At 71.3% G+C, this 24564-nt stretch carries 21 protein-coding genes; 11 read left to right on the forward strand and 10 right to left on the reverse strand.

From position 1 onward, the window contains the following. The first annotated feature begins 15 nt into the window (after positions 1-15). On the forward strand, positions 16-1143 hold the full coding sequence (locus tag J5X75_RS09650; RefSeq protein ID WP_208466984.1) for a cytochrome P450 family protein: 1128 nt from the start codon (positions 16-18) through the stop codon (positions 1141-1143). Between the two features lie 4 nt (positions 1144-1147). Here J5X75_RS09650 and J5X75_RS09655 read toward each other — a convergent pair whose 3' ends face one another. The 3 genes from J5X75_RS09655 to J5X75_RS09665 form a co-directional block, all read right to left on the reverse strand. Continuing rightward, positions 1148-1540 (reverse strand): nucleoside triphosphate pyrophosphohydrolase family protein, encoded by a 393-nt coding sequence (locus tag J5X75_RS09655; protein WP_208466985.1) that lies wholly within the window; start codon positions 1538-1540, stop codon positions 1148-1150. A gap of 103 nt (positions 1541-1643) precedes the next feature. Next, positions 1644-2063 (reverse strand): iron chaperone, encoded by a 420-nt coding sequence (locus tag J5X75_RS09660; RefSeq protein ID WP_208466986.1) that lies wholly within the window; start codon positions 2061-2063, stop codon positions 1644-1646. A 1-nt stretch (position 2064) separates the two neighbouring features. Continuing rightward, the gene (locus tag J5X75_RS09665; RefSeq protein WP_238487605.1) at positions 2065-2406 is read right to left on the reverse strand and encodes a carboxymuconolactone decarboxylase family protein; all 342 of its coding nucleotides are present in this window, start codon (positions 2404-2406) and stop codon (positions 2065-2067) included. 172 nt (positions 2407-2578) lie between these two features. On the opposite strand from J5X75_RS09665, the gene J5X75_RS09670 reads away from it, so the two are divergent. Beyond that, positions 2579-4723 carry an ATP-binding protein gene (locus J5X75_RS09670; RefSeq protein ID WP_307798006.1) on the forward strand — a complete coding sequence of 715 codons (2145 nt, stop codon included), beginning with the start codon at positions 2579-2581 and terminating at the stop codon, positions 4721-4723. On the opposite strand, the gene J5X75_RS09675 is transcribed toward J5X75_RS09670, so the two are convergent. Next, positions 4702-5235, reverse strand: coding sequence for a hypothetical protein (locus J5X75_RS09675; protein ID WP_208466988.1), 534 nt, complete (start codon positions 5233-5235; stop codon positions 4702-4704). The two genes, J5X75_RS09670 and J5X75_RS09675, sit on opposite strands and share 22 nt — an antisense overlap. 186 nt (positions 5236-5421) lie before the next feature. Here J5X75_RS09675 and J5X75_RS09680 point away from each other — a divergent pair, with 186 nt between their 5' ends. The 6 genes from J5X75_RS09680 (at position 5422) to J5X75_RS09705 (ending at position 16279) form a co-directional block, all read left to right on the forward strand. Beyond that, the gene (locus J5X75_RS09680) at positions 5422-8214 is read left to right on the forward strand and encodes an FAD-binding and (Fe-S)-binding domain-containing protein (protein WP_307798007.1); all 2793 of its coding nucleotides are present in this window, start codon (positions 5422-5424) and stop codon (positions 8212-8214) included. 62 nt (positions 8215-8276) lie between these two features. Continuing rightward, positions 8277-9524 (forward strand): alkaline phosphatase, encoded by a 1248-nt coding sequence (locus J5X75_RS09685; RefSeq protein ID WP_208466990.1) that lies wholly within the window; start codon positions 8277-8279, stop codon positions 9522-9524. 128 nt (positions 9525-9652) lie between these two features. Next, positions 9653-10285, forward strand: coding sequence for a hypothetical protein (locus J5X75_RS09690; protein ID WP_208466991.1), 633 nt, complete (start codon positions 9653-9655; stop codon positions 10283-10285). Continuing rightward, positions 10282-13398, forward strand: coding sequence for an ATP-binding protein (locus tag J5X75_RS09695; protein WP_208466992.1), 3117 nt, complete (start codon positions 10282-10284; stop codon positions 13396-13398). Before J5X75_RS09690 ends, J5X75_RS09695 begins: the two co-directional genes overlap by 4 nt. A 10-nt stretch (positions 13399-13408) precedes the next feature. Next, entirely contained in the window at positions 13409-15130 is a 1722-nt protein-coding gene (locus J5X75_RS09700) for an AIPR family protein (RefSeq protein WP_208466993.1), read from the forward strand. 171 nt (positions 15131-15301) lie between these two features. Beyond that, the gene (locus tag J5X75_RS09705) at positions 15302-16279 is read left to right on the forward strand and encodes an arabinan endo-1,5-alpha-L-arabinosidase (protein WP_208466994.1); all 978 of its coding nucleotides are present in this window, start codon (positions 15302-15304) and stop codon (positions 16277-16279) included. A gap of 146 nt (positions 16280-16425) precedes the next feature. On the opposite strand, the gene J5X75_RS09710 is transcribed toward J5X75_RS09705, so the two are convergent. Continuing rightward, entirely contained in the window at positions 16426-17703 is a 1278-nt protein-coding gene (locus tag J5X75_RS09710) for an ATP-binding protein (RefSeq protein WP_208466995.1), read from the reverse strand. A 118-nt stretch (positions 17704-17821) separates the two neighbouring features. Next, positions 17822-18754: a TIGR03619 family F420-dependent LLM class oxidoreductase gene (locus J5X75_RS09715; protein WP_208466996.1), complete on the reverse strand. Its 933-nt coding sequence runs from the start codon at positions 18752-18754 to the stop codon at positions 17822-17824. A gap of 83 nt (positions 18755-18837) precedes the next feature. Between J5X75_RS09715 and J5X75_RS09720 the strand changes: the two genes are divergently transcribed. Next, positions 18838-19470: a TetR/AcrR family transcriptional regulator gene (locus J5X75_RS09720; RefSeq protein ID WP_208466997.1), complete on the forward strand. Its 633-nt coding sequence runs from the start codon at positions 18838-18840 to the stop codon at positions 19468-19470. Then, positions 19467-19910, forward strand: a complete 444-nt coding sequence (locus J5X75_RS09725) for an acyl-CoA thioesterase (protein ID WP_208466998.1) — start codon at positions 19467-19469, stop codon at positions 19908-19910. Before J5X75_RS09720 ends, J5X75_RS09725 begins: the two co-directional genes overlap by 4 nt. A 94-nt stretch (positions 19911-20004) precedes the next feature. Here the strand turns inward: J5X75_RS09725 and J5X75_RS09730 are convergent, their stop codons facing one another. The 4 genes from J5X75_RS09730 to J5X75_RS09745 all read right to left on the reverse strand — a co-directional run bounded on the left by J5X75_RS09730 (position 20005) and on the right by J5X75_RS09745 (position 24216). Continuing rightward, positions 20005-20838, reverse strand: a complete 834-nt coding sequence (locus tag J5X75_RS09730; protein WP_208466999.1) for a geranyl diphosphate 2-C-methyltransferase — start codon at positions 20836-20838, stop codon at positions 20005-20007. 2 nt (positions 20839-20840) lie between these two features. Further along, complete coding sequence (locus tag J5X75_RS09735) at positions 20841-21884, reverse strand: family 2 encapsulin nanocompartment cargo protein terpene cyclase (RefSeq protein ID WP_208467000.1); 1044 nt, start codon at positions 21882-21884, stop codon at positions 20841-20843. Continuing rightward, positions 21884-23296: a family 2B encapsulin nanocompartment shell protein gene (locus tag J5X75_RS09740; protein ID WP_307798008.1), complete on the reverse strand. Its 1413-nt coding sequence runs from the start codon at positions 23294-23296 to the stop codon at positions 21884-21886. Before J5X75_RS09740 ends, J5X75_RS09735 begins: the two co-directional genes overlap by 1 nt. Before the next feature lie 101 nt (positions 23297-23397). Beyond that, a complete protein-coding gene (locus J5X75_RS09745) occupies positions 23398-24216 on the reverse strand; it encodes an alpha/beta fold hydrolase (RefSeq protein WP_208467001.1) in 819 nt (272 codons plus the stop codon). 54 nt (positions 24217-24270) lie between these two features. Here J5X75_RS09745 and J5X75_RS09750 point away from each other — a divergent pair, with 54 nt between their 5' ends. Further along, a complete protein-coding gene (locus J5X75_RS09750) occupies positions 24271-24543 on the forward strand; it encodes a hypothetical protein (protein ID WP_208467002.1) in 273 nt (90 codons plus the stop codon). Positions 24544-24564: the final 21 nt, after the last annotated feature.

Raw genomic sequence — 24564 nt, forward strand, 5'->3', positions numbered from 1 at the left:
GCGAGGCGGCACGGCATGATCTCGGCTGAGTTCCACACCGACCCGCACACCGTCTACCGCCGGCTGCGCGAACACACCCCGGTCACCCGGGTGGACCTGCCGGACGGCTCCCCGGTCTGGCTCGTGACGCGGTATTCCGACGTCCGCGCCCTGCTCGCCGACCCCCGCATCTCGGTCGACAAGGCCAACGGCGACGGCAGCTGGCGCGGATTCTCCCTACCACCCGCCCTCGACGCCAACCTGCTCAACATGGACCCGCCCCACCACACCCGGATCCGCCGGCTGGTGTCCCAGGCGTTCACCCCGCGCCGGGTCGACGGGCTGCGCCCCGCCATCCAGAAGACCGCCGACGACCTGCTCGACCGGCTCGACGGCGAGGCCGACCTGATCCGCGACTACGCCGGCCCGCTGCCGGTGGCGGTCATCTGCGACCTGCTCGGCGTCCCGGACGGCGACCGCGACCGCTTCCGCTCCTGGACCGACGTCATGCTGGTCCCGCCGCGCGACGACCCGGCCGCCGGAGCACGGGCGATCGGCGCCATCCACGCCTACCTGTCCGGCCTGCTCGCCGCGAAACGCGCCGCACCCGCCGACGACCTGCTGTCCGCGCTGATCGCCGCCCGCGAGGAGGACGACCGGCTCACCGAGGACGAGCTGACCTCACTGGCCTTCCTGCTGCTGCTCGCCGGGTTCGAGAACTCCGTCCACGCCATCGGCACCGGACTGCTCACCCTGCTGGAGAACCCGGGGCTGCCGGTCGACGTCGAGGAGCTGCTGCGCCACGAACCACCCGCCCCCGTCCTGCTGCGCCGGTTCCCCACCGAGGACATCGAGGTCGCCGGGGTCGTGGTGCCGCGCGGCGCGACCGTCCTGCTGGTGGTCGGCGCCGCGAACCGGGACCCGGACGCCTTCGGAGACCCCGACACGGTCGTTCCGGGCCGGGCCGGTGGCCACCTGACCTTCGGGCACGGCGTCCACTACTGCGTGGGAGCGCCGCTCGCCCGCCTCGAACTGGAGATCGCCCTCGGCACGCTGCTGCGCCGCTTCCCGTCGGCGCGGCTCGCCGTCCCGGCCGGCGAACTGCGCTGGCGGCCGTCGTTTCGCACCCGCGGGCTGGTCGCGCTGCCGGTGCTCCTGGGCTGAGCCGTCAGAAGCGGACCCCGCCGTGCCGGTAACCGCCGAGTGTGCCGGCCGTCTTCGCGACCAGCGCGGCGCCCAGGTCGACACCCAGATACCCGGACAGCTCCAGCAGCCGGATCAGGATGTCGGCGAGTTCCAGGCTGAGCGCGTCATCGGGCCGGCGCGCGGCCGGATCCAGGTCGACCGCCCGGTTCCGGATCTCCTGCAACGCCTCGGCCGCCTCACTCTGCAACAGCGCCAGCCGGGTCGCGGCCAGATAGGCGCGCCCACTGCCGTGCGCGGCCTCGATCTCGCCGGCCCCCGAGAAGAGATCGATTTCTTGGGCGTACGCGTGCGCGCTGCGCTGAGCGGCCGGCAACAACGCAGCCAGCGCCTCGATGTGCCGCAGCGCCTCACTCACCCTGCCACCACCATCCGTCACACCTCCGGGGATCGATCGTACGGACCGGGTGGGCCGCCGGTGCCCGGCGGGAACGCTCCCGCCGGACACCGGTGGAGAGGATTCAGGCGGCGGCGCGCCGGACCAGATCGGTGATGCGGGACTCGGTGGTGGGGGTCAGGGCGGTCACGGCGAAGTAGGTGGCCCACAGGTCGCCGTCGTCGAGGTGGGCCTCGTCGCTGAAACCGAGCATCGCGTAGCGGGACTTGAACTTGGCGGCCGCCTGGAAGAAGCAGACCACCTTGCCGTTGCGGGCGTAGGCCGGCATGCCGTACCAGAGCTTGGGGGTGAGGCCGGGCGCGGCCGCCCGGATCAGGGCGTGCACCCGCTCGGCCAGCACCCGGTCGGCGCCGTCCATCTCGGCGATCTTCGCGAGGACCTCGGGCTCGAGGTCCTTGCCGTTCTTCTTCAGCTCCCGGGCCCGCTCCTTCATGGCGCCGCGCTCGGCCTCGGTGAAACCGTCGTACGTCTTGGTGCTGGTCATCTCAGTTCTCCCTCTGGCGGTGTGTGGACACGTCGATGCGGTGGATGGCGGCGGTGATCGCGATGCTGAGCAGCAGCGCCGCGAGTTCCCGTTGGTCGAAGTGGGTGGCGGCCCGATCCCAGACCCGGTCGGGCACCGGGCCGGGCCGGGTGACCGCCGCGGTCAGCGCCAGGACGGCGCATTCCTCGCCGGTCCGCGCGCCGGTGGCCGCGCCGGCCGGGCGGGTCAGTGCCAGCAGCCGTTCGCCGAGGCCGGCGCCGGCGATCGCCCGGTGCAGGGCGGTCAAGGCCTCCCGCGCGCCCGGGACGAGGTCCGCCGGGTCCGGCATCCGTTCGATCGGCATCGGTTCCCTCCTTCCGGTGTCGCGGTGTTTCTCGCTGACGGGATTCATCCGACCACCGAGGACCTGCGGCCCGCGCCGTCCGTGGGACACCGTGGGACACCCGGAACCCTCCTGACCTGCGGGAACATGTGGCCGATCCGGACCCGTGGCACGGGACGTTAGGGTGTTGCACGTGTCCGGCCCGCACGAGCGACTGGTCTCCCAGCTCGCCCAGATCAAGGAGTTGAGCGGGCTCAGCCTGCGCGCCCTGGCCCGTGACGCCGGGCTGAGCAGCTCCTCGCTGTCGCGCTACCTGACCGGCCGCCTCGTCCCGCCGTGGGAGGCCGTCGTCGCCCTGTGCCGGGTGGTGCACCGCGACCCCCGGCCGCTGCGCCCGGTCTGGGCCGAAGCCGACAGGGCCGGCGCCGCGCCCGCGCCCCGCCGCAACGACCTGCCCGCCGACCTGTTCGACTTCACCGGCCGGGAGCCGGAGACGGCCCGGGTCGAGGAACTGCTGCGCACCGCCGGGGCCGTGGTGATCGACGGCATGGCCGGGGTGGGCAAGACCAGCCTGGCCGTGCACGTGGCACACCGGATGGCCGGCGCCTACCCGGACGGCGGCCTCTACCTCGACCTACAGGGGTTCACCCCGGGCCGGGAGCCGCTGGACCCGCCGACCGCGCTGGGCCGGCTGCTCGGCGCCCTGGACATCACCCATCCACCGGCCGGGGAGCAGGAACGGGCGGCGCTGTGGCGGTCGGAGCTGTCCCGGCGGCGGGCGCTCGTGGTCCTCGACAACGCGGCCGACGCCGACCGGGTGCGCCCGCTGCTGCCCGGCGCCGGGAAGTCGGCCGTCCTGCTGACCAGCCGCAACCGGCTGGTCAGCCTGGACGGGGTGCCGCCGGTGTCGCTGACCCCGCTCGCCGACGACGACGCGGCCCGCCTCTTCGGCACGGTCGCCGGGGTCACGCTCACCGGCGAGGACGGCGTCGATCAGGTGCTCGACCGGTGCGGCGGGCTGCCACTGGCGCTGCGGATGGCGGGCGCCCGGCTGCGGCACCGGCCCGGCTGGACGGTCGGCGTGCTGGCCGAGCGGCTGCGGGACAGCCCGGCCCGGTTCGACGCCGCGTTCGGCATGTCGCTGCGGCAGCTCGACGACCCGGACCGTCGCGTGTTCCGGCTGCTCGGGCTGCTGCCGGGCGCCGACTTCGACACCGGAGCGGCGGCCGCGCTCACCGGCCTGCCGCCCGGCCGGTGCGCCGAGACACTCGACGAACTGGTCGACGCCCACCTGGTGCTGGAGTCGTCGCCGGGCCGGTTCCGGATGCACGACCTGATCCGGCAGTACGCGGCCGACCTCGCCGCCGAGGAGGAACCCGATCCGGCGACCGCCCTGCGCCGGGTGCTCGACCACTACCGGGAGCGGGCCGAGGCGTACGACCGGATGCTGCCCTCACCGCACCGCCCGGCCCCCGCGCCCGGCGACCCGCAGCGCGCCATGGCGTGGTTCGACCTGGAGTACGTCAACCTGATCGCCGCCTTCGACCTGGCCGTACGCCTCGGCGCCGACGAGGTGGTGGCCGCGCTGCCGCGGGCGCTGCGGGTCTGGTTCTTCCGCCACCGCGGCACCGGCGACCAGGTGCGGCTGCTCGACGGGGCGGCCGCCGCGGCCGGACGGCTCGGCCGCGACGCCGAGCGGGCCGCCCTGCTCGCCGACCTCGGCTACGCGCTGGCCGCGGCCGGGCGCATCGACGAGGCGCTCGCCGCCTACCGGGAGGCCGACCGGTCCGGACCCGGCGACGGGCTCGCCGCCACGCTGGCGCTGCGGACCGGATTCGCCCACCGTGACCTCGGCGATCCGCGGACCGCCCGGGAGTCGTTCCGGCGGGCCGCCGACCTGTTCGACCGGGCCGGCAACCGGTCCGGGCACGCGCAGGCGCTGGCCTTCGACGCCTTCGTGACGCTGCGGCTCGGGCTGCCGGCCGAGGCCGCCGACCTGGCCCGGGCCGCCCTCGACCGGGCCGATGGGCCGGGCCGGATCACCGGGCTGGTCACCCTCGGCGTCGCCCTCGCCCACGACGGGTCCGGTGACGAGGCGCTGCGGCACCTGCACGAGGCGCTGGACCTGGCCGAGCGCCACCGGCTCCAGCACCAGCAGGCCTGGTGCCACACCTATCTGGCGGTCGCCCTGCGGGAGACCGGATCGATGGAGTCGGCCCTCGAACACCACCGGACGGCCCTCGCCCTGCTCGAACCGCTCCACGAGGTGCAACTCGAGGTCGAGTGCCGGGAGGCGTACGAGACGACGCTGTCACGTCACGCCGCGGGCCAGGGGTAGACCGTCGACGAGTACGTGGCCGGGTGGCACATCAGATACGTCGCCCGGTAGTGCAGCATCCGCCCGCGAGCGCTGCCGACCGCCAGGTCGATGTGGCAGACGTTCCGCTGCCACGGGATGTCGTCCACAAAACTGGAGTCCTCGAAGAAGAAGTCGGCGCCGTCGTACCAGCCGGCCCGCCCGACCCGGTAGGCGGCCCGCGCCACCGCCAGCGTGGCCCGGCACGAGGAGCTCGACGCGCCCTGCGCGAACATCGCGATGCCGAGCAGCTTGGACAGCAGGGCGCCCGGGCGCAGCAGCCGCAGCCCGCCGGAGGTGAGCAGCAGGCCGTTGGCGAAACAGCGGCCGATCACCTTCCGGTTCGCCAGCAGCAGCGGTACGACCACGTCCTTCCACTGCGCGGCCGCGTACCGGACGGGTTCGCGCCGGGCGGCGGCGTGGGCCACCCCGGGCACGGCCGCCCCGGTGGCGAGGGCGAGGACGAGGGCAAGGACGATCATGCGGGATCTCACCGAGTTGCTCCTTCTCACACGGATGGCCGTGACCCAGGGACGAGGGCCGGTGAGCTGCGTCCCGGCCTGCGAGAGCGCCCGATCGTGGCGACCGGCGTGTCGGTAATGTGCGAACCGCGTCAACCCGTGGCCACAAACAGAATGCCTGGACATCTCGTGACACAAGCAGCCATTGCCGTTTCGCTGGTGGAGAACCTTCGCCGGGCGGGCGTGACCGACGTCCTCACCGACGCGGCACACCGGTCGGCGTACGCGTCCGACGCCTCGCTGTACCGGATCGTGCCGCAGGCGATCGTCCGGCCGCGCTCCGGCGACGACGTCCTGGCCACCCTCGAGGTGTGCCGCACGCTGGGCGTGCCGATCACGGCGCGCGGCGCGGGCACCTCGGTCGCCGGCAACGCGATCGGCCCCGGCGTCATCCTCGACTTCAGCCGGCACATGAACCGGGTGCTCGACGTCGACCCGGTGACCCGGACCGCCCGGGTGCAGGCCGGCACCATCCAGGCCACCCTCCAGGCCGCCGCCAAGCCGCACGGGCTGCGGTTCGGGCCGGACCCGTCGACGCACACCCGCTGCACCATCGGCGGCATGATCGGCAACAACTCGTGCGGGTCACGGACCCTCGGCTACGGCCGGACCTCGGACAACGTGGCCGGGCTGCGCGCCTACACGATCGACGGCGACGAGCTGATCACGGATCCGCTGAGCGGCGCCGAGAAGATCACCGGGGCGTTGCGCGATGTCATCGGCGCCAACCTCGCGGTCGCCCGTACCGAGTTCGCCCGCTTCGGCCGCCAGGTCTCCGGGTACGCGGTGGAGCACCTGCTGCCGGAGAACGGGTTCAATCTCACCGAGTTCCTGGTCGGCAGCGAGGGCACCCTCGCGGTGATCACCGAGGCGACCGTGAAACTGGTCGCCGACCCGGTCCACCGCACCCTCATCGTGCTCGGCTACCCCGATTTCGGTACGGCCGGCGACATCATCCCGAAGATCCTGGAGTTCCAGCCCACCGCCTGCGAGGGCCTCGACCACCGCATCTGCGACGTGGTCCGCAGCCGCCGCGGCCCGGACGCCGTCCCGCCGCTGCCCGGCGGCACCGCCTGGCTGATGGTGGAGATCGCCGGCGACGACCTCGACGACGTCCGCGACCGCACCCGGCGACTGCTCGCCGTCGCCGAGGCGGTCGACTCCCGGGTGGTGGAGGACACCGCCGAGGCCGCCCCGCTGTGGAAGATCCGCGAGGACGGCGCCGGCCTGGCCGGGCGGGCCCCCTCCGGGCTGCCCGCGCACGCCGGCTGGGAGGACGCCGCCGTCCCGCCCGCCCGCATCGGCGCCTACCTGCGCGACTTCGACGCCCTCACGGCACGGCACGGGCTCAGCGTCATGCCGTACGGGCACCTCGGCGACGGCTGCGTGCACGTGCGCCTCGACTTCCCGCTGGACAAGCCGGACGGCCCGGCCCGCTTCCGCGCCTTCCTGGAGGACGCCGCCGACCTGGTGGTCAGCTACGGCGGATCGCTCTCCGGCGAACATGGCGACGGCCGCGCCCGCAGCGAACTGCTGGCCCGGATGTACTCGCCGGACGCCATGAACCTGTTCCGCCGGATCAAGCACACCTTCGACCCGAACAACCTGCTCAACCCGGGCAACCTGGTCGACCCGGACCCGGTGGACGCCAACATCCGCGTCTCGGCGGCCCGGCCGGTGCGCACCGAACTGGCGCTGGCCTACCACTCCGACGGCGGCGACTTCAACCAGGCCGTGCACCGGTGCACCGGCGTCGGCAAGTGCCGTGCCGACACCACCGTGCTCGGCGGCGTGATGTGCCCGTCGTACCTCGCCACCAAGAACGAGAAGGACTCCACCCGCGGACGGGCGCGCGTGCTCCAGGAGATGCTCGACGGGGACCTGGCGCCGGACTGGCGCGCGGAGGCCGTACACGATGCTCTTGATCTTTGTCTGTCCTGCAAGGGCTGTGCGTCGGACTGCCCGACCGGGATCGACATGGCGGCCTACAAGTCCGAGGTGCTGCACCAGAGTTTCAAGGGGCGGGTGCGGCCCCGGTCGCACTACTCGCTCGGCTGGCTGCCGCGCTGGTCCCGGCTCGCGTCGAAGATGCCGGCGCTGGCCAACCTGGCGACCAGCCTGCCCGGCATCCGCGGCCTCGCGCTGTGGATCGCGGGCGTCGACAAGCGCCGCAACATCCCGAGCTTCGCGCCGAAGACGTTCCGCGGATCCTTCGTCCCGGTGAAGACCGGCAAACCGGTCGTGCTGTTCGTCGACAGCTTCACCGACCACTTCTCGCCGGAGATCGCCCGCGCCGCGGTCGACCTGCTCGTCGACGCCGGCTACGCCCCGCAGGTCGCCAGCCGCACGGCCTGCTGCGGCCTCACCTGGATCTCCACCGGCCAGCTCGACGCGGCCCGCCGCATCCTCGGCAACACCGTCGCCGAACTGCACGAGGCGGTCAAGCAGGGCATCCCGATCGTCGGCCTGGAACCGTCCTGCACCGGCGTGCTGCGCCAGGACGCGGTCGAGCTGGTCGACAACGAGGCGGCCAAGGAGGTCGCCGCGGCGACGAAGACGGTGGCCGAGCTGCTCGCCGCCACCCCCGGCTGGGAACCGCCCTCCCTGGAAGGGGTCCGGGTGATCGCCCAGCCGCACTGCCACCACCACGCCGTCATGGGCTGGGGCGCCGACGCCAAGCTGCTCAAGAACGCCGGGGCCACGGTCAGACGGCTCGGCGGCTGCTGTGGGCTGGCCGGCAACTTCGGTGTCGAACGCGGCCACTACGAGGTGTCCGTGCAGGTCGCCGAACAGCAGCTGCTGCCCGCCCTGGAACAGGCCGAAGAAGGTGACGTGTTCCTGGCCGACGGGTTCTCCTGCCGCACCCAGGCCGACGACCTGGCCGGAGTGACCGGCGTGCACTTGGTGCAGCTGCTCGCCGACGCGCTGCCCAAGAAGCAGGTCGATCGGTGAGCATCCGGTCCGGATCGAACGGATAGCCCCCGGCCGGCGCCTTCTCCGGGAGAATCATCGTGATGAAGACCCTCGCGAGACTGCCACACCGGCTCGCGGCGCTGCTCGTCGCCGGGACCCTGGGTTCCTGCGCCCCGGCGACCGGCGTCGCCGCGGAGGAGCCGGCCGCGCGCAACGTCATCTTCATCAACGGCGACGGCATGGGCGCCGCCCACCGCGAGGCCGCACGCCTCTACCACCTCGGCCAGGGCGGGCGGCTCGCCATGGACCGGCTGCCGTACTCCGGGCAGCTCACCACCAGCCCGAAGGACCCGGTCTCGGAGATCACCGACTCGGCGGCCGGGGCCACCGCGTGGGCCACCGGCCGACGCACCTACAACGGCGCGATCAGCGTGGACACCGCCCGTAGGCCGCTGCCCACCCTCGGCGCCCAGGCCAAGGCCGCCGGACGGGCCACCGGGCTGGTCACCACCGCTCAGGTCACCGACGCCAGCCCGGCCGCGTTCTACGCCAACGCCGTCGACCGCGACGCGCAGGACGACATCGCCCGGCAATACCTGGAAGCGTCGAAACCGGACGTCATCCTGGGCGGCGGCGAGGACTGGTGGCTGCCGAAGGGCACCCCCGGCGCGTACCCCGACAAGCCCGCCGCCGACCGTACCGAGGCCAGCCGCGGCACCGAGGGCAACCTGATCACGCGGGCCCGCTCGGCCGGCTACCAGTACGTCTCCACGCCCGCCCAGCTCGCCGCGGCCGGCCCCGGCAGACTGCTCGGCCTCTTCGCCAACGAGGAGATGTTCCAGCAGCGCGCCGAAGGCAGGGGTGACGTCTACCAGCCGGTGGTCAGCCTGCCGACGATGACCGGCAAGGCACTGGACGTCCTCTCCGCCGACCCGGACGGGTTCTTCCTGTTCGTCGAGGAGGAGGCCGTCGACGAGTTCGCCCACCAGAACAACGCCCGGCGCGTTCTCCAGGCCATGTGGCAGTTGGACCGGACGGTCGCGGTGGCCCGCGCCTACGCCGACACCCACCCGGACACGCTCGTCGTGGTGGCCGGCGACCACGAGACCGGCGGCCTGTCCGTCGAGGCCGTCGACCCGAAGGACGAATCCGGCGCCGGCACATCGGCAGAGGACGGGCCGCTCCCGGTCAAGAACACGAAGCTCCGCTTCACCATGGACTGGACCACCACCGAGCACACCGGCCAGGACGTGCCGGTCACCGCCGTCGGCCCACAGGCCGACCGATTCACCGGCAAACACCCCAACACCCATGTGTACGACGTACTGGCGCCGATTCTGACCGAATGAGCCAGTCAATGGGTGTATCGGTGGGGGTCGCTATCGGATAGCGGACAGGGTCGCCACCCCCACATCCGGTCATGATGCTTCGGACGGCGCGTTCGCGTGGTTCGAGACTCAGATCCGGAGATCGCTTCATGGCTGCTGACCTCACTACCCCCGCCCGGCAGGCCCTCATCGCCCTGATGGTGCGCGCGGAGCGGACCTCGAACCCCGACCTCAAACAGCGCTACCGGGTCGAGATCACCAAACCCGCCCGGGAGGAACTCACCGCACAGAAGCTGATCACCTGGGAGACCGGCGCGCGGCGCGCGATCTTCTACGAGCTGACCGACCTGGGCTGGGCACGGGCCCGGCAGGAGTTCCGGTCGCCGCCGCCGGAGAAGGTCTCCGCCGCCTGGCTGCTGCACTACGCCACCCTGCGCCACCTGGACAGCCTGCTGGCCCGCGGCGACCAGCAGATCGCCGACCTCTACGCCGAGCCGGACCCGGGCCCGCCGCCCGCCGGCACCGTCGAGGAGCGGATCCGCGGCGCCTACGCGGACCTCGCCGAGAAGCCGGGCGACCTGATCCGGCTCGTGCTCGTCCGTGACCGTCTGACCGACATCACGCGAGACGAACAGGATCGGGTCCTCGAGGAGATGGACCGGCGCCGGGAGATCCACCTCGACCCCGACCCGGCCCGTAACGAGCTGCCGCAGGAGGCGCTCGACGCCGCCATCCTCATCGGGGGCGAGGCGAAGCATCTGATCACGATCGGCCCGGCGTGATTGAGGCAGACCAGCGGCGTGCGCTGACCGAGCTACGCCGGCTGGACTGGGCGCCGACACCCGAGGACGTCTGGACCGCCCTCGACATCCACCTCGACGAACTGAACGGCGCCGCCGGAGCGGCCGTGCTCCACGCCTTCGAGGAGGCGGAGGCGAGGCGGACCGGCTCGCCGCTGGGCCTGGTCGTGGAGGGACAGCACGGCTCGGGCAAGACGCATCTGCTGCGATGGGCCCGTGAGAAGGTTCAGGAACGCCACGGCTACTTCTTCCTGATGGGCATCACCGACGGCCGTACGTTCTGGCCGAACATCCTGCAGACGTTCCTGCGGGGGTTACGCCGCTCCGGCTACTACCGGCACTCCCAACTGGTGATGCTCCTGGAACGGCTCAGCGAACGGGCGGAGGTCCCGCTCGCGCTGCGCCGGCAGATCCGTGGGCAGAGTCCACTGACACCGGCCACACTCGATGCGTTCGTCACCGCGGTCCGGCTCGCGGACCCCGAGACCGGCAGGGAGTGCCGGCACACGCTTCGCGCGCTCGTCCTGATGGCCTCGGCCGACATCGACGTCATGGACCTGGGTGAGTCCTGGCTGTCGTCGGCGCCGGACCTGGAACAGGCTGAACTCACCGAGTGGAGCCTGCCGAAACCCGGTATGTCGGCCCAGGCCGTGGCCGTGCAGATCTCCCAGCTGCTCGCGCTCACCGGACCGAGCCTGCTGGCGGTCGACCAGATCGACGTGATCTTCGCCCAGAGCAGCGATGTCGCAGCCCCGGGGCTTGCCGCGGATCTCGGGCACGGGCTGATGGACGTACGCGAGAAGCTGTTTCGGACCGTGACCGTGGTGGCCTGCCTGCCCACCTCCTGGCAGCGGATCAGGCAGGACTCGCTCGCCTCGTTCGAGGGCCGTTTCCGGCAGGAGACCCGGCTGGCGCGGCTGCCGTCGCGGGACGTCGCCGAGAGCCTGATCGCGGCCCGGTTCGCGCCGCTCTTCGACGTGGCCGAGTTCAAGCCGCCGCATCTCACCTGGCCACTGCTGCCGGGGGCCTTCAACCGGGCGGACAGATACACGCCGCGGCAGTTGATCCAGCGGGCCGACGAGCATGTTCGCTACTGCCTGGCCAAGGACGAGGTCATCGGGCTGGCGGACTTCGACGATCACCGCGAAGGCACGGCGCCGCAGCGCGCGCCGGTGGACGAAGCCGGGCTGATCCGGCTCGGCGCGCGTCTCGCCGAACTGACCGCGACCGCCGACGTTGACGGCGCCCTCGCCCAGCAAACCGAGGACAGGGAGATGCCACGGCTGCTGGAGGCCGGGCTTCGGGCCTGGGCGGTGGAACAGGGCGGTGGCCGGTTCTCCGTGCGGCCGGTGGAACAGGGCAACCCGTCCGCGCACGCCTGGCTGTGCGAGACGCTCGACGCCGAGATCGAGGACGAGGCGCACTGGTACATCCGGGGTCTGTCGCACGCACATCCCCGGGCCGTCCAGGCGCGCCTCGCCCGGTTGCGCAGCCTCGCCAGCCTGGATCCGATGATCAAGAAGCGGCGTGCCTACCTCCTGCGCAACGGACCCTGGCCGACCGGGCCGGTCAGCGCCCGGGTCCGGAAGGAGTTCCTCGACCTCGGCGGGATCATCACCGGCGTGTCCCCGGACGACCTGCGCACCTTCGCGGCACTGGCCGTCCTGCTGGAGGAGAACGACCCCGCGCTTCCGGAGTTCCTCCGGGCCGACCGCCCGGCCGGGAACACCGCCCTGCTCACCGAGATCTTCGGCTCGCCCTCCGGTCCCGATGCCGGAAGACCCGGGCCCGCGCCGGCCGGGCCGCCGACGGCAGCGGTGCCGGCCGGACCGCCGACCGCAGCGGTGCCGGCCGGGCCGCCGACGGGTGAGCCCGGCATTCAGGTCGGGACGGTCGCCGAGAACGGCGCCCCGGTGAGCCTCACGCTCGAGTCGCTGCGCAAGCACTCGGTGATCTTCGCGGGCTCCGGATCCGGCAAGACCGTGCTGATCCGGCGGCTCGTCGAGGAGTGCGCGCTGCACGGCGTCTCGGCGATCGTGCTGGATCCCAACAACGACCTGGCCCGGCTCGGCGACGCGTGGCCCGAGCCCCCGGAGTCGTGGCGGGACGGCGACGCCGAGCGGGCCCGCGCCTACCTCGACGGCACCGACGTGATCGTCTGGACCCCGCGCCGCGAATCCGGCCGGCCCCTGGTCCTGCGGCCGCTGCCCGACTTCGCGGCGGTGCTCGACGAGCCGGACGAGTTCGCGCTCGCCCTCGACGCGGCCGTCGCGACCCTGGCCCCGCGTGCCCGGATGGCGGCGAACACCGCCAAGGCCGACCGGGGAAGGGCGGTGCTGCGTGAGGCCCTGGAACACTTCGGCCGTACCGGCGGTGGGCGGCTCGCCGATTTCGTGGACCTGCTCACCGACCTGCCGGACGAGGTGACCAGCCTCGGCCGGGCCCGGGAACTCGCGGCGGACATGGCGGAGACCCTGAAAGCCGCGATGGTCAACGACCCGCTGCTCGGCGGCTCCGGAACGCCGCTCGACCCGGGTGCGCTGTTCACCCCGGCTCGCGGCCGCCGCGCCCGGGTGTCGGTGATCAGCCTGATCGGTCTGCCCGGCGACGAACAACGGCAGAACTTCGTCAACCAGCTCCAGATGGCGCTCTTCTCCTGGGTCAAGCGCCACCCGGCCGGTGACCGGCCGCTCGGTGGGCTCTTCGTGATGGACGAGGCGCAGACCTTCGCCCCGTCCGGCGGCACCACCGCCTGCACCGAGAGCACCCTCGCGCTGGCCAGCCAGGCACGCAAGTACGGCCTCGGCCTGATCTTCGCGACCCAGGCGCCGAAGGGCATCCACAACCGCATCGTCGGCAACGCGGCCACCCAATTCTTCGGTTTCCTGAACAGCCCCACCCAGATCGCCGCGGCGAAGGAGGTGGCACAGGCCAAGGGCAGCGCGGTCCTGGACATCTCCCGGCTGCGCACCGGCCAGTTCTACGCGGTCACCGAGGGCCGCCCGTTCCGCAAGGTGTCCACCGCGATGTGCCTGACCCACCACCCGCCGAGCGCGCTGACCACCGAAGAGGTCCTGCAACGGGCCCGCCACTGAGGAGCATCGGTTGGACATCGTCGTCGACAGCCTGGTCAAGAAGTTCCAGGCAGATCATGATCTGTTGGCGCTGGCCGAGGACGAGGCGTTCGAGGCGTTCGCCGGCTACTGCGTGCTGAGTTCCTTCCACGAGGAGGCCTTCAACCCGGACACGTTCCGGATGGGCGGCGGCAACGACCTCGGCATCGACGTCTGTGGCCTGCTGGTGAACGGTGTGCTCCTGCGCGACGAGGTCGACGTACGGGCGGCGACCGAGCAGGCCCGGCAACTCGACGTGCGGATCATCCTGGTACAGGCCAAGACCAGCCCCAAGTTCGAGGCGAAGGTGCTCTCCGATCTCGCCGACAACCTGGCGCATGTGGTCGTGTCCAAGGAGAAGCTGCCGTACCCGGCCTCGCCCGATGTGGAGAATCTGCGCGCCTGCCTGGACGCGATCTACGCCAACATCGCCAAGTTCTCCGGTGGGAGCCCGAGACTGCACGTCGTGTACGCCACGACCGGCGGCCAGGTCGCCGACCTGATCCGGCGCAAGGCGGTGTCGGCGGAGAAGCGGCTGATGGCGACCGGCCTCTTCGAGGCCGCCGAGTTCCGGTGCGTCACCCGCGACGACCTCCGCGATCTCTACCGGCGGGCGACGCAGGCGGTGTCGGTCGTCTTCGAGATGCCGAAGAAGATCTCGCTGTCGCGCATGCCGGGGGTCAAGGAGTCGCTGCTGGGCGTGATGCCGGCCCGGGAACTCGTGACGAAGGTGCTGACCGATCCGACCGGTCACATCCGCAAGGCGCTGTTCCACGAGAACGTCCGCGACTTCCAGGGCTACAACGGCGTGAACGCGCAGATCCGGGACACCGTCCGCGACGACGACGGCCACCGCCGGTTCGCGGTGCTGAACAACGGCATCACCATCGTCACCCGGAATCTGGACGTCGTCGGCGACGAGGTGCACGTCCGTGACTTCCAGGTGGTCAACGGCTGTCAGACGTGCCACGTGCTGTTCGACGAGCGGGACCGGCTGACCGACGACGTGCAGGTCAGTGTGCGGGTGGTGCACAGCGAGGAGGAGAGCGTCATCGCGGGCATCATCGCGGCCACGAACCGGCAGACCGCGGTGAGCGAGGAGGACCTGTCGACCCGGGAGGACTTCCACCTCAAGCTCGAAGACTTCTTCGCCGCCCAGGCCCCGGATCGGCGGCTCTTCTACGAGCGCCGGTCCAAGCAGTACGCCGCCCGCCCGGATGTCGAGAAGACCCGGGTCGTCAACCGGACCCAGCTGACCCGTGCGTACGCCGCACTGTTCCTCGGCGAGCCGGCCGCCGTCGGGCACTACCGTGATCTGACGACCCGGCGACGCGACGATCTGTTCCAGCCGGACCACCTGCCGGAGTTGTACTACGCCGCGGCCGCCATGCACTACCGCGTCGAGTGGCTGTTGCGGACCCGCCGTCTCCTGCCGCGGCTGCGCCCGGTGCGCTACCACCTGATGACGGCGCTGCGCTGGCGGGTGCTCGGGGCGGCGCCGGTCGCGAGTCACCCGCGCCGGGCCGTGGAGCAGTGCCGCCGGCTGCTGGATCTGGTCTGGGAGCCGGGGAAGGCGGAGCAGGCCGTACTCAAGATCGTTCCGGATCTGAACCGGATCATCGAGCGGGAGGAGGCGGCCGGCGTGCCGCTGGGGGAGATGGTGCGGAACCGGCGGTTCGCGGACGCCGTACGCGCGGCTGTTCTGCCGATGTGAGCACGGCCGGCGCGCTGCTGTGAGCGTGCCAGTGCAGCGGATTGCTGATCATGGGGCGACTTGACAGCCTGCTTGTGATCGTTAACATAACGGCAGTCGAATCGACGTCGATGAAAGTCAGCACCCCCTTTGTGAACCGCTTCCCCCGAGCGAACCGAAGGTGACATCCCCATGAGAATCCGCAAGCTGCTCCTCGCCGGCGTGACCGGCATCCTCGCCGTCGCCGCCGGCCTGTACGGCGTCGAGACGGCCGGCGCCGCCACCTACCCCAACCCGGGCGTGGTGACCGGCTCGACCGGCGCACACGACCCGTCGCTGATCAAACGGCCGACCGGCGGCTACCTGCTGGCCACCACCGGCGACGGCATCACCCTGAAGACCTCCGGCGACCGCACCGCGTTCGCCGACGCCGGCAAGGCCTTCCCGAACGGCACGTCCTGGGCGTCGTCCTACACCGGCGGCAGCGCCAACCTGTGGGCGCCCGACCTGTCGTACCGCAACGGCAGGTACTGGCTGTACTACTCGGCCTCCACGTTCGGCTCCAGCAAGTCGGCGATCTTCCTGGCCACCAGCACCACCGGCGCGGCCGGCAGCTGGACCCACGTCGGCAAGGTCATCGAGTCGACCACCAGCAGCGGCTGGAACGCCATCGACCCGAATCTCAGCGTCACCACGTCCGGCGAGTGGTACCTGACCTTCGGCTCGTTCTGGACCGGCATCAAGATGGTGAAGCTGAACTCCGGCACCGGCCTGCGCGCCGACAGCACGATCTACAACATCGCCGAGCGGTTCACCAACAGCAAGTCGGTCGAGGCGCCGTTCATCCACTACCGCAACGGCTACTACTACCTGTTCATGTCGTTCGACTTCTGCTGCCGGGGTGCGTCGAGCACCTACCGGACCATGGTGGCCCGCTCGACCAGCATCACCGGCCCGTACAAGGACCGGGCCGGCACGCTGACCACGGCGGGCGGCGGCACCGAGATCCTCGCCACCCACGACAGCATCCACGGCCCCGGCCACCCGGCGGTCATGACCGACTCGGACGCCGACGTGCTGGTCTACCACTACTACAACGCGTCGGGCGCCGCGAAGCTCGGCATCAATCTGCTCTCCTGGAGCTCCTCAGGCTGGCCCACGGTCTACTGACCCGGTCACCCTCGCGGAGAAGGCGCCGCCACCGCGCGGCGCCTTCTTCCCTTCCCGGGGTACGCCGTCCGCACGGCCGTGGCGACAAGACGCGAGACACCGCGACTCGGGATGAGCTCGTCCTCGACGGCGAGGTTCCCTGGTGGCTACCACGCATTCGACCAGAGCGTGTCCAAGGGAAGCACCAACGTGCCGTCGTCGAATCGGAACGTCAATTCACCGGTGTACAACACCATGGCCGAAGCGAGACGATCGCCGAGGCGGGCGCGGAGCGCTCTGATACCGGCGAGATCGGACTGGTCGATGCGGGTGCCGGCTTTGATCTCGAACGCAAAGACCATCCCGTCATCCCGCTCCAGCACCAGATCGACCTCCTGGGCCTCAGCCGTGCGAAAGTGGCCCACCGCGACCGGTGCGTCCGACCAGCTCACCTGTCGGATGATCTCGCCGACAGCGAACGTCTCCACGAGATGGCCGTACTCCGTCAACGCCGCCGGATCATTGGTGGCGATCTTCTCGGGCGTAAGGCCGAGAAGCCAAGCCATGACGCCTGAGTCAACGAGATGAACCTTCGGCTGACGGGCCACTCGAGAGCCCAGCGTCGTTCCCCATGCGGGCACTCGCTGAACGAGGAAGACGGACTCGAGCAGCTTCAGATAATTCTCGGCGCTGGATTTCTCCATTCCCACCGCCGAGGCGGTGCCGGCGATGTTGAGAATCTGACCGGACCGGGCGGCCAGAACGCGCAGGAGCCGCGGGAGCATCTCTCGCTGACGGACCCGGCTCAACTCCAGCACGTCACGCTCGATGACAAGCTCAAGATAGTTCGCGAACCAGCGCGATCGGGACCGTCCCGGCGGTCGTCGCAACACCACAGGCATCCCACCGGAGGTGATCCGGCGGGCATACTCGGCCCGCGTCGTCGCGGACGGTACGGATCCGAGCGGCACATCGGCGCCATCGAGCAGCCTGCCGACCATGGAGCCGCCGATTGCCCCATCGATCTCCGCCTGAGTCAGGGGCAGCACCTCCAGGATGTCGACCCGACCGGTCAACGCCTGTCCAGCCTCGGGAAGGGTCATGTACCGCGTCGATCCGGCCAGGACGAACCGTCCCGGACTGAGGTCCCGGTTCAGCTCGGCCTTGATCGCACCGAGTAGGTCCGGAACGTGCTGGTATTCATCGATCAAGATCGGGCCGGGTCCACTGACGAATCGCCCGGGATCGGCACGAACCGCGGCTCGGGTGGCGGGATCGTCGCAGTCGATGACGGGGCGTCCCAGCCGGTCGGCGAGCGCACGCAGGAGAGTGCTCTTGCCGACGGTACGGGGACCGTTGAGCACGACTGCCGGTTCTTCGGTCAGGCGGCGGGCCAGCACGGCCGTGAGATGGCGCGGAGCTATGCCAGTGAGAGATCCGTCCACAGCCTGCAGGCTAACGTCTTCCGTATCCGCAGGCGAAATTTTCCGCATCTTGCAGCTTTGAATTCCGCATTTTGCAGGTTTGGATTCCGCATCTCGCAGGTCGCAGCGTCCGCCCCGGTCAGGCCAGGGCGGCGCGGGCCTTCTCGTGGAACTCGGCGGCGCGGTCGATCAGCTCCTTCACGTCGTCGACCGCGGCCGGGAGTGTCACGTAGACATGGTCGGCGCCCGCCTCGGCGAGTGCCGCCACGTCCTCGGCCAACTGCGCCACGTTTCCCGCGTAGGGCGGGCGCGGTGATGCCGTCGACTCGGTGATGTCCAGCGTGCCGATCTGGACCGCGCAGCTGATCGCCGCCGGGTCGCGGCCCGCCTCGGCGGCCATCTCCCGGATCCGGGCCCACGTGGTCCGCACCTGCGCCGGGGCGGTGCCGCTGGCCACCCAGCCGTCGGCGCGCCGGGCCACCCGGGCCAGCGCCTTCTCCCCGGCCCCGCCGAGCAGCACCGGGATCGGCCGGGCCGGCTTCGGGCTGATGTCGGCGGGCGCCACCCGGTAGCGGCCGGTGTCGTAGGTGACCGGGTCCGGGCCCCAGACCGCGGCCGCGATGTCCAGGAACTCGTCCAGCGCCCGGCCCCGCCCGGTGCGCGGCACCGGCGACCCGGCCTCGAACTCGTCCGGCGACCAGCCGGTGCCGAGCCCGGCGATCACCCGGCCACCACTGGCCGCGTCGAGGGTCGCCAGCGCGCGGGCCAGCTGCAACGGCGCGTGGAACGGCACCACCAGCACGCCGGAGGCCAGCTCGATCCGTTCGGTGACGGCGGCCGCCAGGGTGAGCGTGATCAGCGGGTCGGTGACTCCCCGGTAGAGGTCGGGCCAAGGCAGATCGGGTACGCCGTACAGCCCGTGCGGCCCGCTCTGGTCGCGCGGCACGAGCAGCCGCTCGAAGGCCCACAGGCTGTCGTAGCCGATCTCCTCGAACGCCCGGGCCGCCGCGATCACGTCGGCGCCGGGGGAGTAGTTCCGGAACTGAGGCAGGTTGATGCCGAGTTTCACCATGTCATCCAGCCTTCCACAGAGGACGGCCCGGAAGTGACCGGCGTTATATTTACGAACGGTCGGTCGGATTGTAGGTTCGGGGCATGACGCAGGACGGCCGGCTCATCCGCGGCGAGCGCACCCGCGGCGCGGTGCTCGACCAGGCGCTCGTGCTGGCCACCGTCGCCGGCCTCGACGGCCTGTCCCTGAGCCAGGTCGCCGACGCGCTCGGCGTCAGCAAGTCCGGCCTCTTCGCCCACTGGCGATCCAAGGAGGCGCTCCAGCTCGCCGTCATCGACCAGGCCCGCGCCCAGTGGCGTGACCAGGTCATCCGGCCCGCCCTGGAGGTCCCGGCCGGAGTCCGCCGGCTGTGGGCCGTGCACGATCGGCGGATCGCCTTCTACGAGGCCCGGGTGCTGCCCGGCGGCTGCTTCTTCGCCAACGCCCACTTCGAGTTCAACGCCCGCCCGGGGGCCATCCGGGACCGTCTCGCCGGTGAGCTCACCGACTGGATGACCTTCCTCACCGGCCTGGCCGGTGAGGCGGCCGGCCTCGGCGAGCTGCGGCCCGGCGTCGACCCGGCCGGGCTCGCCTACCACGTCGAGTCGCTCGGGGTCTGCGCCGTGATGCAGGCCCCGGTCGTCGGCGCCGCACCCACCTACGCCCAGGCCCGCCGGCAGCTCCTCGAGCACCTGCGCGCCGTCACCACCGATCCGACGATCCTGGAGCAGACATGACCACCGTCACCGAGACCGGCGCCGCCTACGGGGCCGTCGAGCGCACCGCGGTCCACTTCGACGACCTCGACGCCATGGGCATCCTGCACAACTCGCGGTACGCGGTTCTGGTCGAACGCGCCGTCTCCCAGTGGTGGGCCGATCGGGGCGTCTCCTTCACCGGTGGCCGCCCCACCACACCGGACGCCTTCAACGCCGTCCGGGAGTACGCGATCGCCTTCCACCGCCCGGTCGCCAGCGTCGGTGACATCGCCGTCCACTTCTGGCTCGACCGGCTCGGCAACTCCAGCGCCTCCTACGGCTTCCGGGTGACCTCGCTGGACGGGGAGGCCGTCTACGCCGAGGGCCGCCGGGTCAACATCCGCCTCGACCCGGCCACCATGCGCCCGGTGCCGTGGACCGACCACGCCCGCGCCCTGGCCAGCACCCTGATCCGCTGACCACCCCGGCCGTGACGGCCCACCCACGCCCGGCGGGCGCGCCGCGGCCGGGACGGACGTCCTGGGCCGCGGCTTCGTGCGTACCGGAAACGGGTCAGACGCGGTCCGCGGCGATCAGCAGATAGTGGAAGCTGGCCTCCTGGTAGGCGGTCAGGAAGGCCTCCTCGATGCCGGTCGCGACCGACGACCGCGCGCGCAGCTGCCAGTAGGGGATGGTCGCGGGCGTGAGGTCGACGACCTCGATCGGCACCAGGCCGTTGTCGGCCAGCGCGCGGAAGTAGGCGCTGCGCGGATGGATGTCGCACGTGTAGTGCTCGTTGATCCGGCTGACCGCTTTCGATCGCAGCCCGGTCACGTCGTTGGCGCATCCGGTGATACACACGTAGCGGCCGCCGAACCGCAGCACCCGCGCGAACTCCCGGTAGAGGTCCCCGAGATCGACATACATGGTCGTCTCGTTGGTCCAGATCGCCTGGCGGGAACCGGACGGCAGCCGGGTGTCCAGCATGTTCCGGAAATGGAAGCGGACCCGCTCGGCGACGCCCCGCCGCGCCGCCTGGTCGTTGGCGAACCCCACCTGGTACTCGGAGATCGACACCCCGTCCACCTCGCACCCGAACCGCCGGTGCGCCATGATGCTGGTGCCGCCGCGACCGGATCCGGCGTCCAGGACCATGTCGTCCGGCTCGACCGGACCGAGATGATCGAGCAGCAGGTCGGCCTGCGCGCTCTCCAGCCGGTGCAGCTCGCCGATGATCCGCTGCTCCGGGCCGTCCAGTACGGACGGGTCGTACGGTCCGACACCGTAGTGATGGTGGTAGAGGTCGTCCACCTCGCCCAGCCGCAGGTTGACCGGATCGTTCCGGTGGGTGTTCCAGTACGCGGCCACCGACTTCTCGAAATCGGTACGCAGAATCGTGCTCGTCATCATCAACTCCTCTGATAGCGGCCGGTGGTCGCGTGCCAGCGGCGGCTGCCGCCGGTCCAGGCCCAGATGTCCGCGAGGAACCGTCGCAGGTGCGGCGATCCGGCCAGACTGAGCCGGGCGGCCAGTTCGACGAAGGTGTGCATCAACTCGTTGTGGATCTCGACGGTGCGCCGCATCGCGTCCTTCGGGCCGAGACCCTCGGCCTGCGCCAGCACCTTCGGCAGGTTGTAGTCGTTGTCCGATTCCGACGGCGCCGAGTGGATGTCGTTGACGAGGACCGCGGCGTTGGCGGCCGTCGTGTAGGCACGGCGTACCTCCGGGTGGTAGAACTCGTGCGCCGGCAGCTCGTACCCGGCCAGCACGTCGACCAGGATCATCGGCGGCAGATAGCTGTTGAGATGCCGCTGCACCAGGTACTCCCAGACCGGGGGAGTGCGCCGGTTGGCGTGCCAGTCCGCCTCCTGGCACCAGGCCAGGAACAGGATCGCCATCTGATGCTGGAAACGGCCGATCTGCGCGGTGGAGGCGTACCGGGCCAGGTGGTCCATCGCCGTGCGGAAGGCCTCCGAGATCGGTTGCAGCCGGTGGTAGGCGTCCATGTCGGTGGCGTAGCGCGGCACCAACGCCGCCGGGTCGACCACCGACATGAGCCGGGCCAGCCGCGAGCCGACCACCATCGGATCCGACCCCAGCTCCACCTCGTCGACGTAGTAGTCGTCGGCCGCCCATTCGGCCACCAGGCACTTGGTGGCGGCGAGCAACCGGTCCGGATCGTCGACGGCCGGGTGGGCCAGCATCATGTAGCGGCCGAAGCCGTACGATCGCAGCTTCTCCAGCCGGCCCTCGTAGATCCCGACCTCGCGGGCCCAGGCGATCAGGCCGTCGTCGACCACCTCGCCCAGGGCCGGGTCGTCGCGCAGCGCGTCCGGGCAGAACAGCTCACCCTCCGGGACCGGCTTGACCAGCGGCCCGAGGAAGGCCGCCGACATGCCGAGACCGGGCAGGAGCTTGCGCAGATCCCCGGGCGGCGCCAGGGTCGCCGCCATCAGTGCGACAACTCGACGTGGTCGAGGATGCCCAGCGCGTCCGGCACCAGCACCGCCGCCGAGTAGTACGCGCTGACCAGGTACGACATGATCGCCTTCTCGTCGATCCCCATGAACCGCACGTTGAGGCCCGGCTGGTACTCGTCCGGCAGCCCGGTCTGGTGCAGCCCGACGACGCCCTGGTCGTGTTCGCCGGTCCGCATCGCCAGGATCGACGTGGTGTGCGTGTGGCTGATCGGGATCTTGCCGGACGGCAGGATCGGCACCCCGCGCCAGGACGGGACGGTGTGCCCGTCCATCTCCACCGTCGGTGGGTAGATGCCCCGCTTCGTGCACTCCCGGCCGAACGCGGCGATCGCCTGCGGATGGGCCAGGAAGAGCCGGGTGCTGCGCCGCATGGCGAGCAGCTCGTCCAGGTCGTCCGGGGTGGGCGGGCCGCTGCGGGTGTGGATGCGCTGGCGCAGGTCGGCGTTGTGCAGCAGGCCGAACTCACGGTTGTTGACCAGCTCGTACTCCTGCCGCTCCCGCAGCGCCTCCACGGTCAGCCGCAACTGCTGATCCAACTGGTTCATCGGGTCGTTGAAGAGGTCCGCGACCCGGGTGTGGATCTTCAGAACGGTCTGGGCGACGCTCAGCTCGTACTCGCGGGGGCGTAGCTCGTAGTCGACGTACGTGCCGGCCAGCGTCGGCTCGCCGTAGTGCCCGGCCGCCACCTTGATCTCGGCCTCACCGTACTTGTTCTGCGGCCGCCGGCTCTGGTCCCGGAACCCGTCCACGTGCCGCCGCAACGTCTCGCTGCCCGCCGTCAGCTCGGCGAACGCCGCCCGCGGCAGCGCCAGGATGGTCACCGAGGTCATCGCCTTCGCGGTGTACGCCCAGATCGGGTCGGCCTCGACCAGCACCCGCTCGCCGAACACCTCCCCGTCGGCCATCACGCCCAGGCTCAGCGGGTCGCCGTACGCGCCGACCCCCACCTTGACGACCTTGCCGTGCGCGATCAGGTACATGTTGTCGGCCACCGACCCGAACTCGACGATCACCTGCCCCGGCTCGTACTCGTGCTGTTCGAGCCGGCCCGCGATCGCGTTCAGCAGTTCCTGGTCGTCGATCCCGGCGAGCACCGCGATCTCCCGCAGTTCGTCCGGTATCACCTGCACCGACGACCCGGTGTTGACGAAGGTGAGCCGGCCGTCGCCGATCCGGTAGGTCATCCGCCGGTTCACCCGGTACGCGCCACCGGACACCTCCACCCACGGCAGCTTGCGCAGCAGCCACCGGGAGGTGATCTCCTGCATCTGCGGGACCGACTTGGTGGTGTTGGTGAGATTCCGGGCCGCCGTGGTGCTCAGGCTCTGCTGGTACTGCTGATCCTTTTCTTCACGCGTTTTCGACGACTTCAGAGAACTGGTCACGGTGAACGCCCCGTTTCATCCGGATATAAGGTGACATGCTGGTTGTATCCCAGCGATCCGAAGATTTGTCAGGGTTCTCGCATTCTGCCCGGCAGGCGCGATCAGCTCAGGAAGCCGTCCACCAGCCCGCGGAACGTCTCCGGCTCCTCCACCCACGGACGGTGCCCGGAACCGGGCATCACCTCGAGACGGGCGCCCGGATGAGCCGCCGCCACCGTCCGGGCCGGGGCCACGCCGATCATGCCGTCCGAGGCGCCCGCCACCACCAGGACCGGAGCGCTCACCGGAGCCGCGCAGGCCGCCTCGGCGCCCGCGTAGAAGGCGTCACGCAGCCACGGCAGCGACGTCGCATGGCCCGCCACGTACTCGTGGCGGCGCTCCGGCGTCCACCGGTGCCAGTGGAACGGGATGAGCCGGACCTGCAGGAACGGGCCCTGACCGCCGGCCGCCAGTTCCCGGGCGGCGGCCGCGGCCTGCGGATACCACGGTTCGGCGCGGCGGGTGGCGCGGACCGCGGCCAGGTCGTCGAGGTCGATGTCCCGGCCGGTACGGCCCACCGGCGTCACCAGGACCAGCCGCCGCACCCGCCCGGGATGGCGGGCCGCGTACTCCTGGGCGGTGAGCGACCCCGCCGAATGGGCCAGCAGGTCGAACCGGTCCAGGCCCAGATGCTCGCGCAGCGCCTCGACATCGCCCGCCTGCCGGACGAACGACACCGTCGACCGGTCGGCCGGAACCTCGGAACGGCCCGCCGCGCGAGCGTCCAGCCGGATCAGCCGCCGGCCGCCCGAGAGCCCGCCGAGGTCGCCCAGGTAGCGCACGTCCATACCGGGGCCGCCGCCCAGCACCACGAGCGGATCACCCGTGCCGAGGACGTCGTAGAACAGTCCGACACCGTCGGAAGCGGGGAAGCGCGGCACCCGGAGATCGTGCCACGTTGATTGAATCCGCGGCGATCGGGAAAATCACCGGTCGTGACCTGGCTCGAATTCGCCCTGCTGCATGCCGGTGAACCGTGCACCGTCCGGGTGCAGACGCCCGGCCGTGGACCGGTCCCGGTGGGCCCCTGCGTCATCGCGCACCGGGAGACCGGCACCACCGTCCTGTGCCCACCGGACACCGAGGCCCCGCCCGGCTCCCGGATCATCCTGCCCGAGGGGGAGACCGTCGAGGTCGTCGGCGCCCACCACCTGGACCCGGTCGGCACCCGGCTGCCCGAGCACCGCCAGCTCGACGTCGCCCGGTAGACAACACTCAACCGCCCCCGG

The organism is Actinoplanes flavus (assembly GCF_017592555.1).
GTDB classification, from domain to species: domain Bacteria; phylum Actinomycetota; class Actinomycetes; order Mycobacteriales; family Micromonosporaceae; genus Actinoplanes; species Actinoplanes flavus.

What these genes read in the sequence shown, in the direction of transcription:
- J5X75_RS09690 (WP_208466991.1), top strand. Translation starts at nt 9,653, where the DNA reads ATGGCTGCTGACCTCACTACCCCCGCCCGGCAGGCCCTCATCGCCCTG.
- J5X75_RS09735 (WP_208467000.1), bottom strand. Translation starts at nt 21,884, where the DNA reads ATGGCGGCGACCCTGGCGCCGCCCGGGGATCTGCGCAAGCTCCTGCCC.
- J5X75_RS09650 (WP_208466984.1), top strand. Translation starts at nt 16, where the DNA reads ATGATCTCGGCTGAGTTCCACACCGACCCGCACACCGTCTACCGCCGG.
- J5X75_RS09665 (WP_238487605.1), bottom strand. Translation starts at nt 2,406, where the DNA reads ATGCCGATCGAACGGATGCCGGACCCGGCGGACCTCGTCCCGGGCGCG.
- J5X75_RS09685 (WP_208466990.1), top strand. Translation starts at nt 8,277, where the DNA reads ATGAAGACCCTCGCGAGACTGCCACACCGGCTCGCGGCGCTGCTCGTC.
- J5X75_RS09660 (WP_208466986.1), bottom strand. Translation starts at nt 2,063, where the DNA reads ATGACCAGCACCAAGACGTACGACGGTTTCACCGAGGCCGAGCGCGGC.
- J5X75_RS09715 (WP_208466996.1), bottom strand. Translation starts at nt 18,754, where the DNA reads ATGGTGAAACTCGGCATCAACCTGCCTCAGTTCCGGAACTACTCCCCC.
- J5X75_RS09720 (WP_208466997.1), top strand. Translation starts at nt 18,838, where the DNA reads ATGACGCAGGACGGCCGGCTCATCCGCGGCGAGCGCACCCGCGGCGCG.
- J5X75_RS09705 (WP_208466994.1), top strand. Translation starts at nt 15,302, where the DNA reads ATGAGAATCCGCAAGCTGCTCCTCGCCGGCGTGACCGGCATCCTCGCC.
- J5X75_RS09730 (WP_208466999.1), bottom strand. Translation starts at nt 20,838, where the DNA reads ATGACGAGCACGATTCTGCGTACCGATTTCGAGAAGTCGGTGGCCGCG.
- J5X75_RS09725 (WP_208466998.1), top strand. Translation starts at nt 19,467, where the DNA reads ATGACCACCGTCACCGAGACCGGCGCCGCCTACGGGGCCGTCGAGCGC.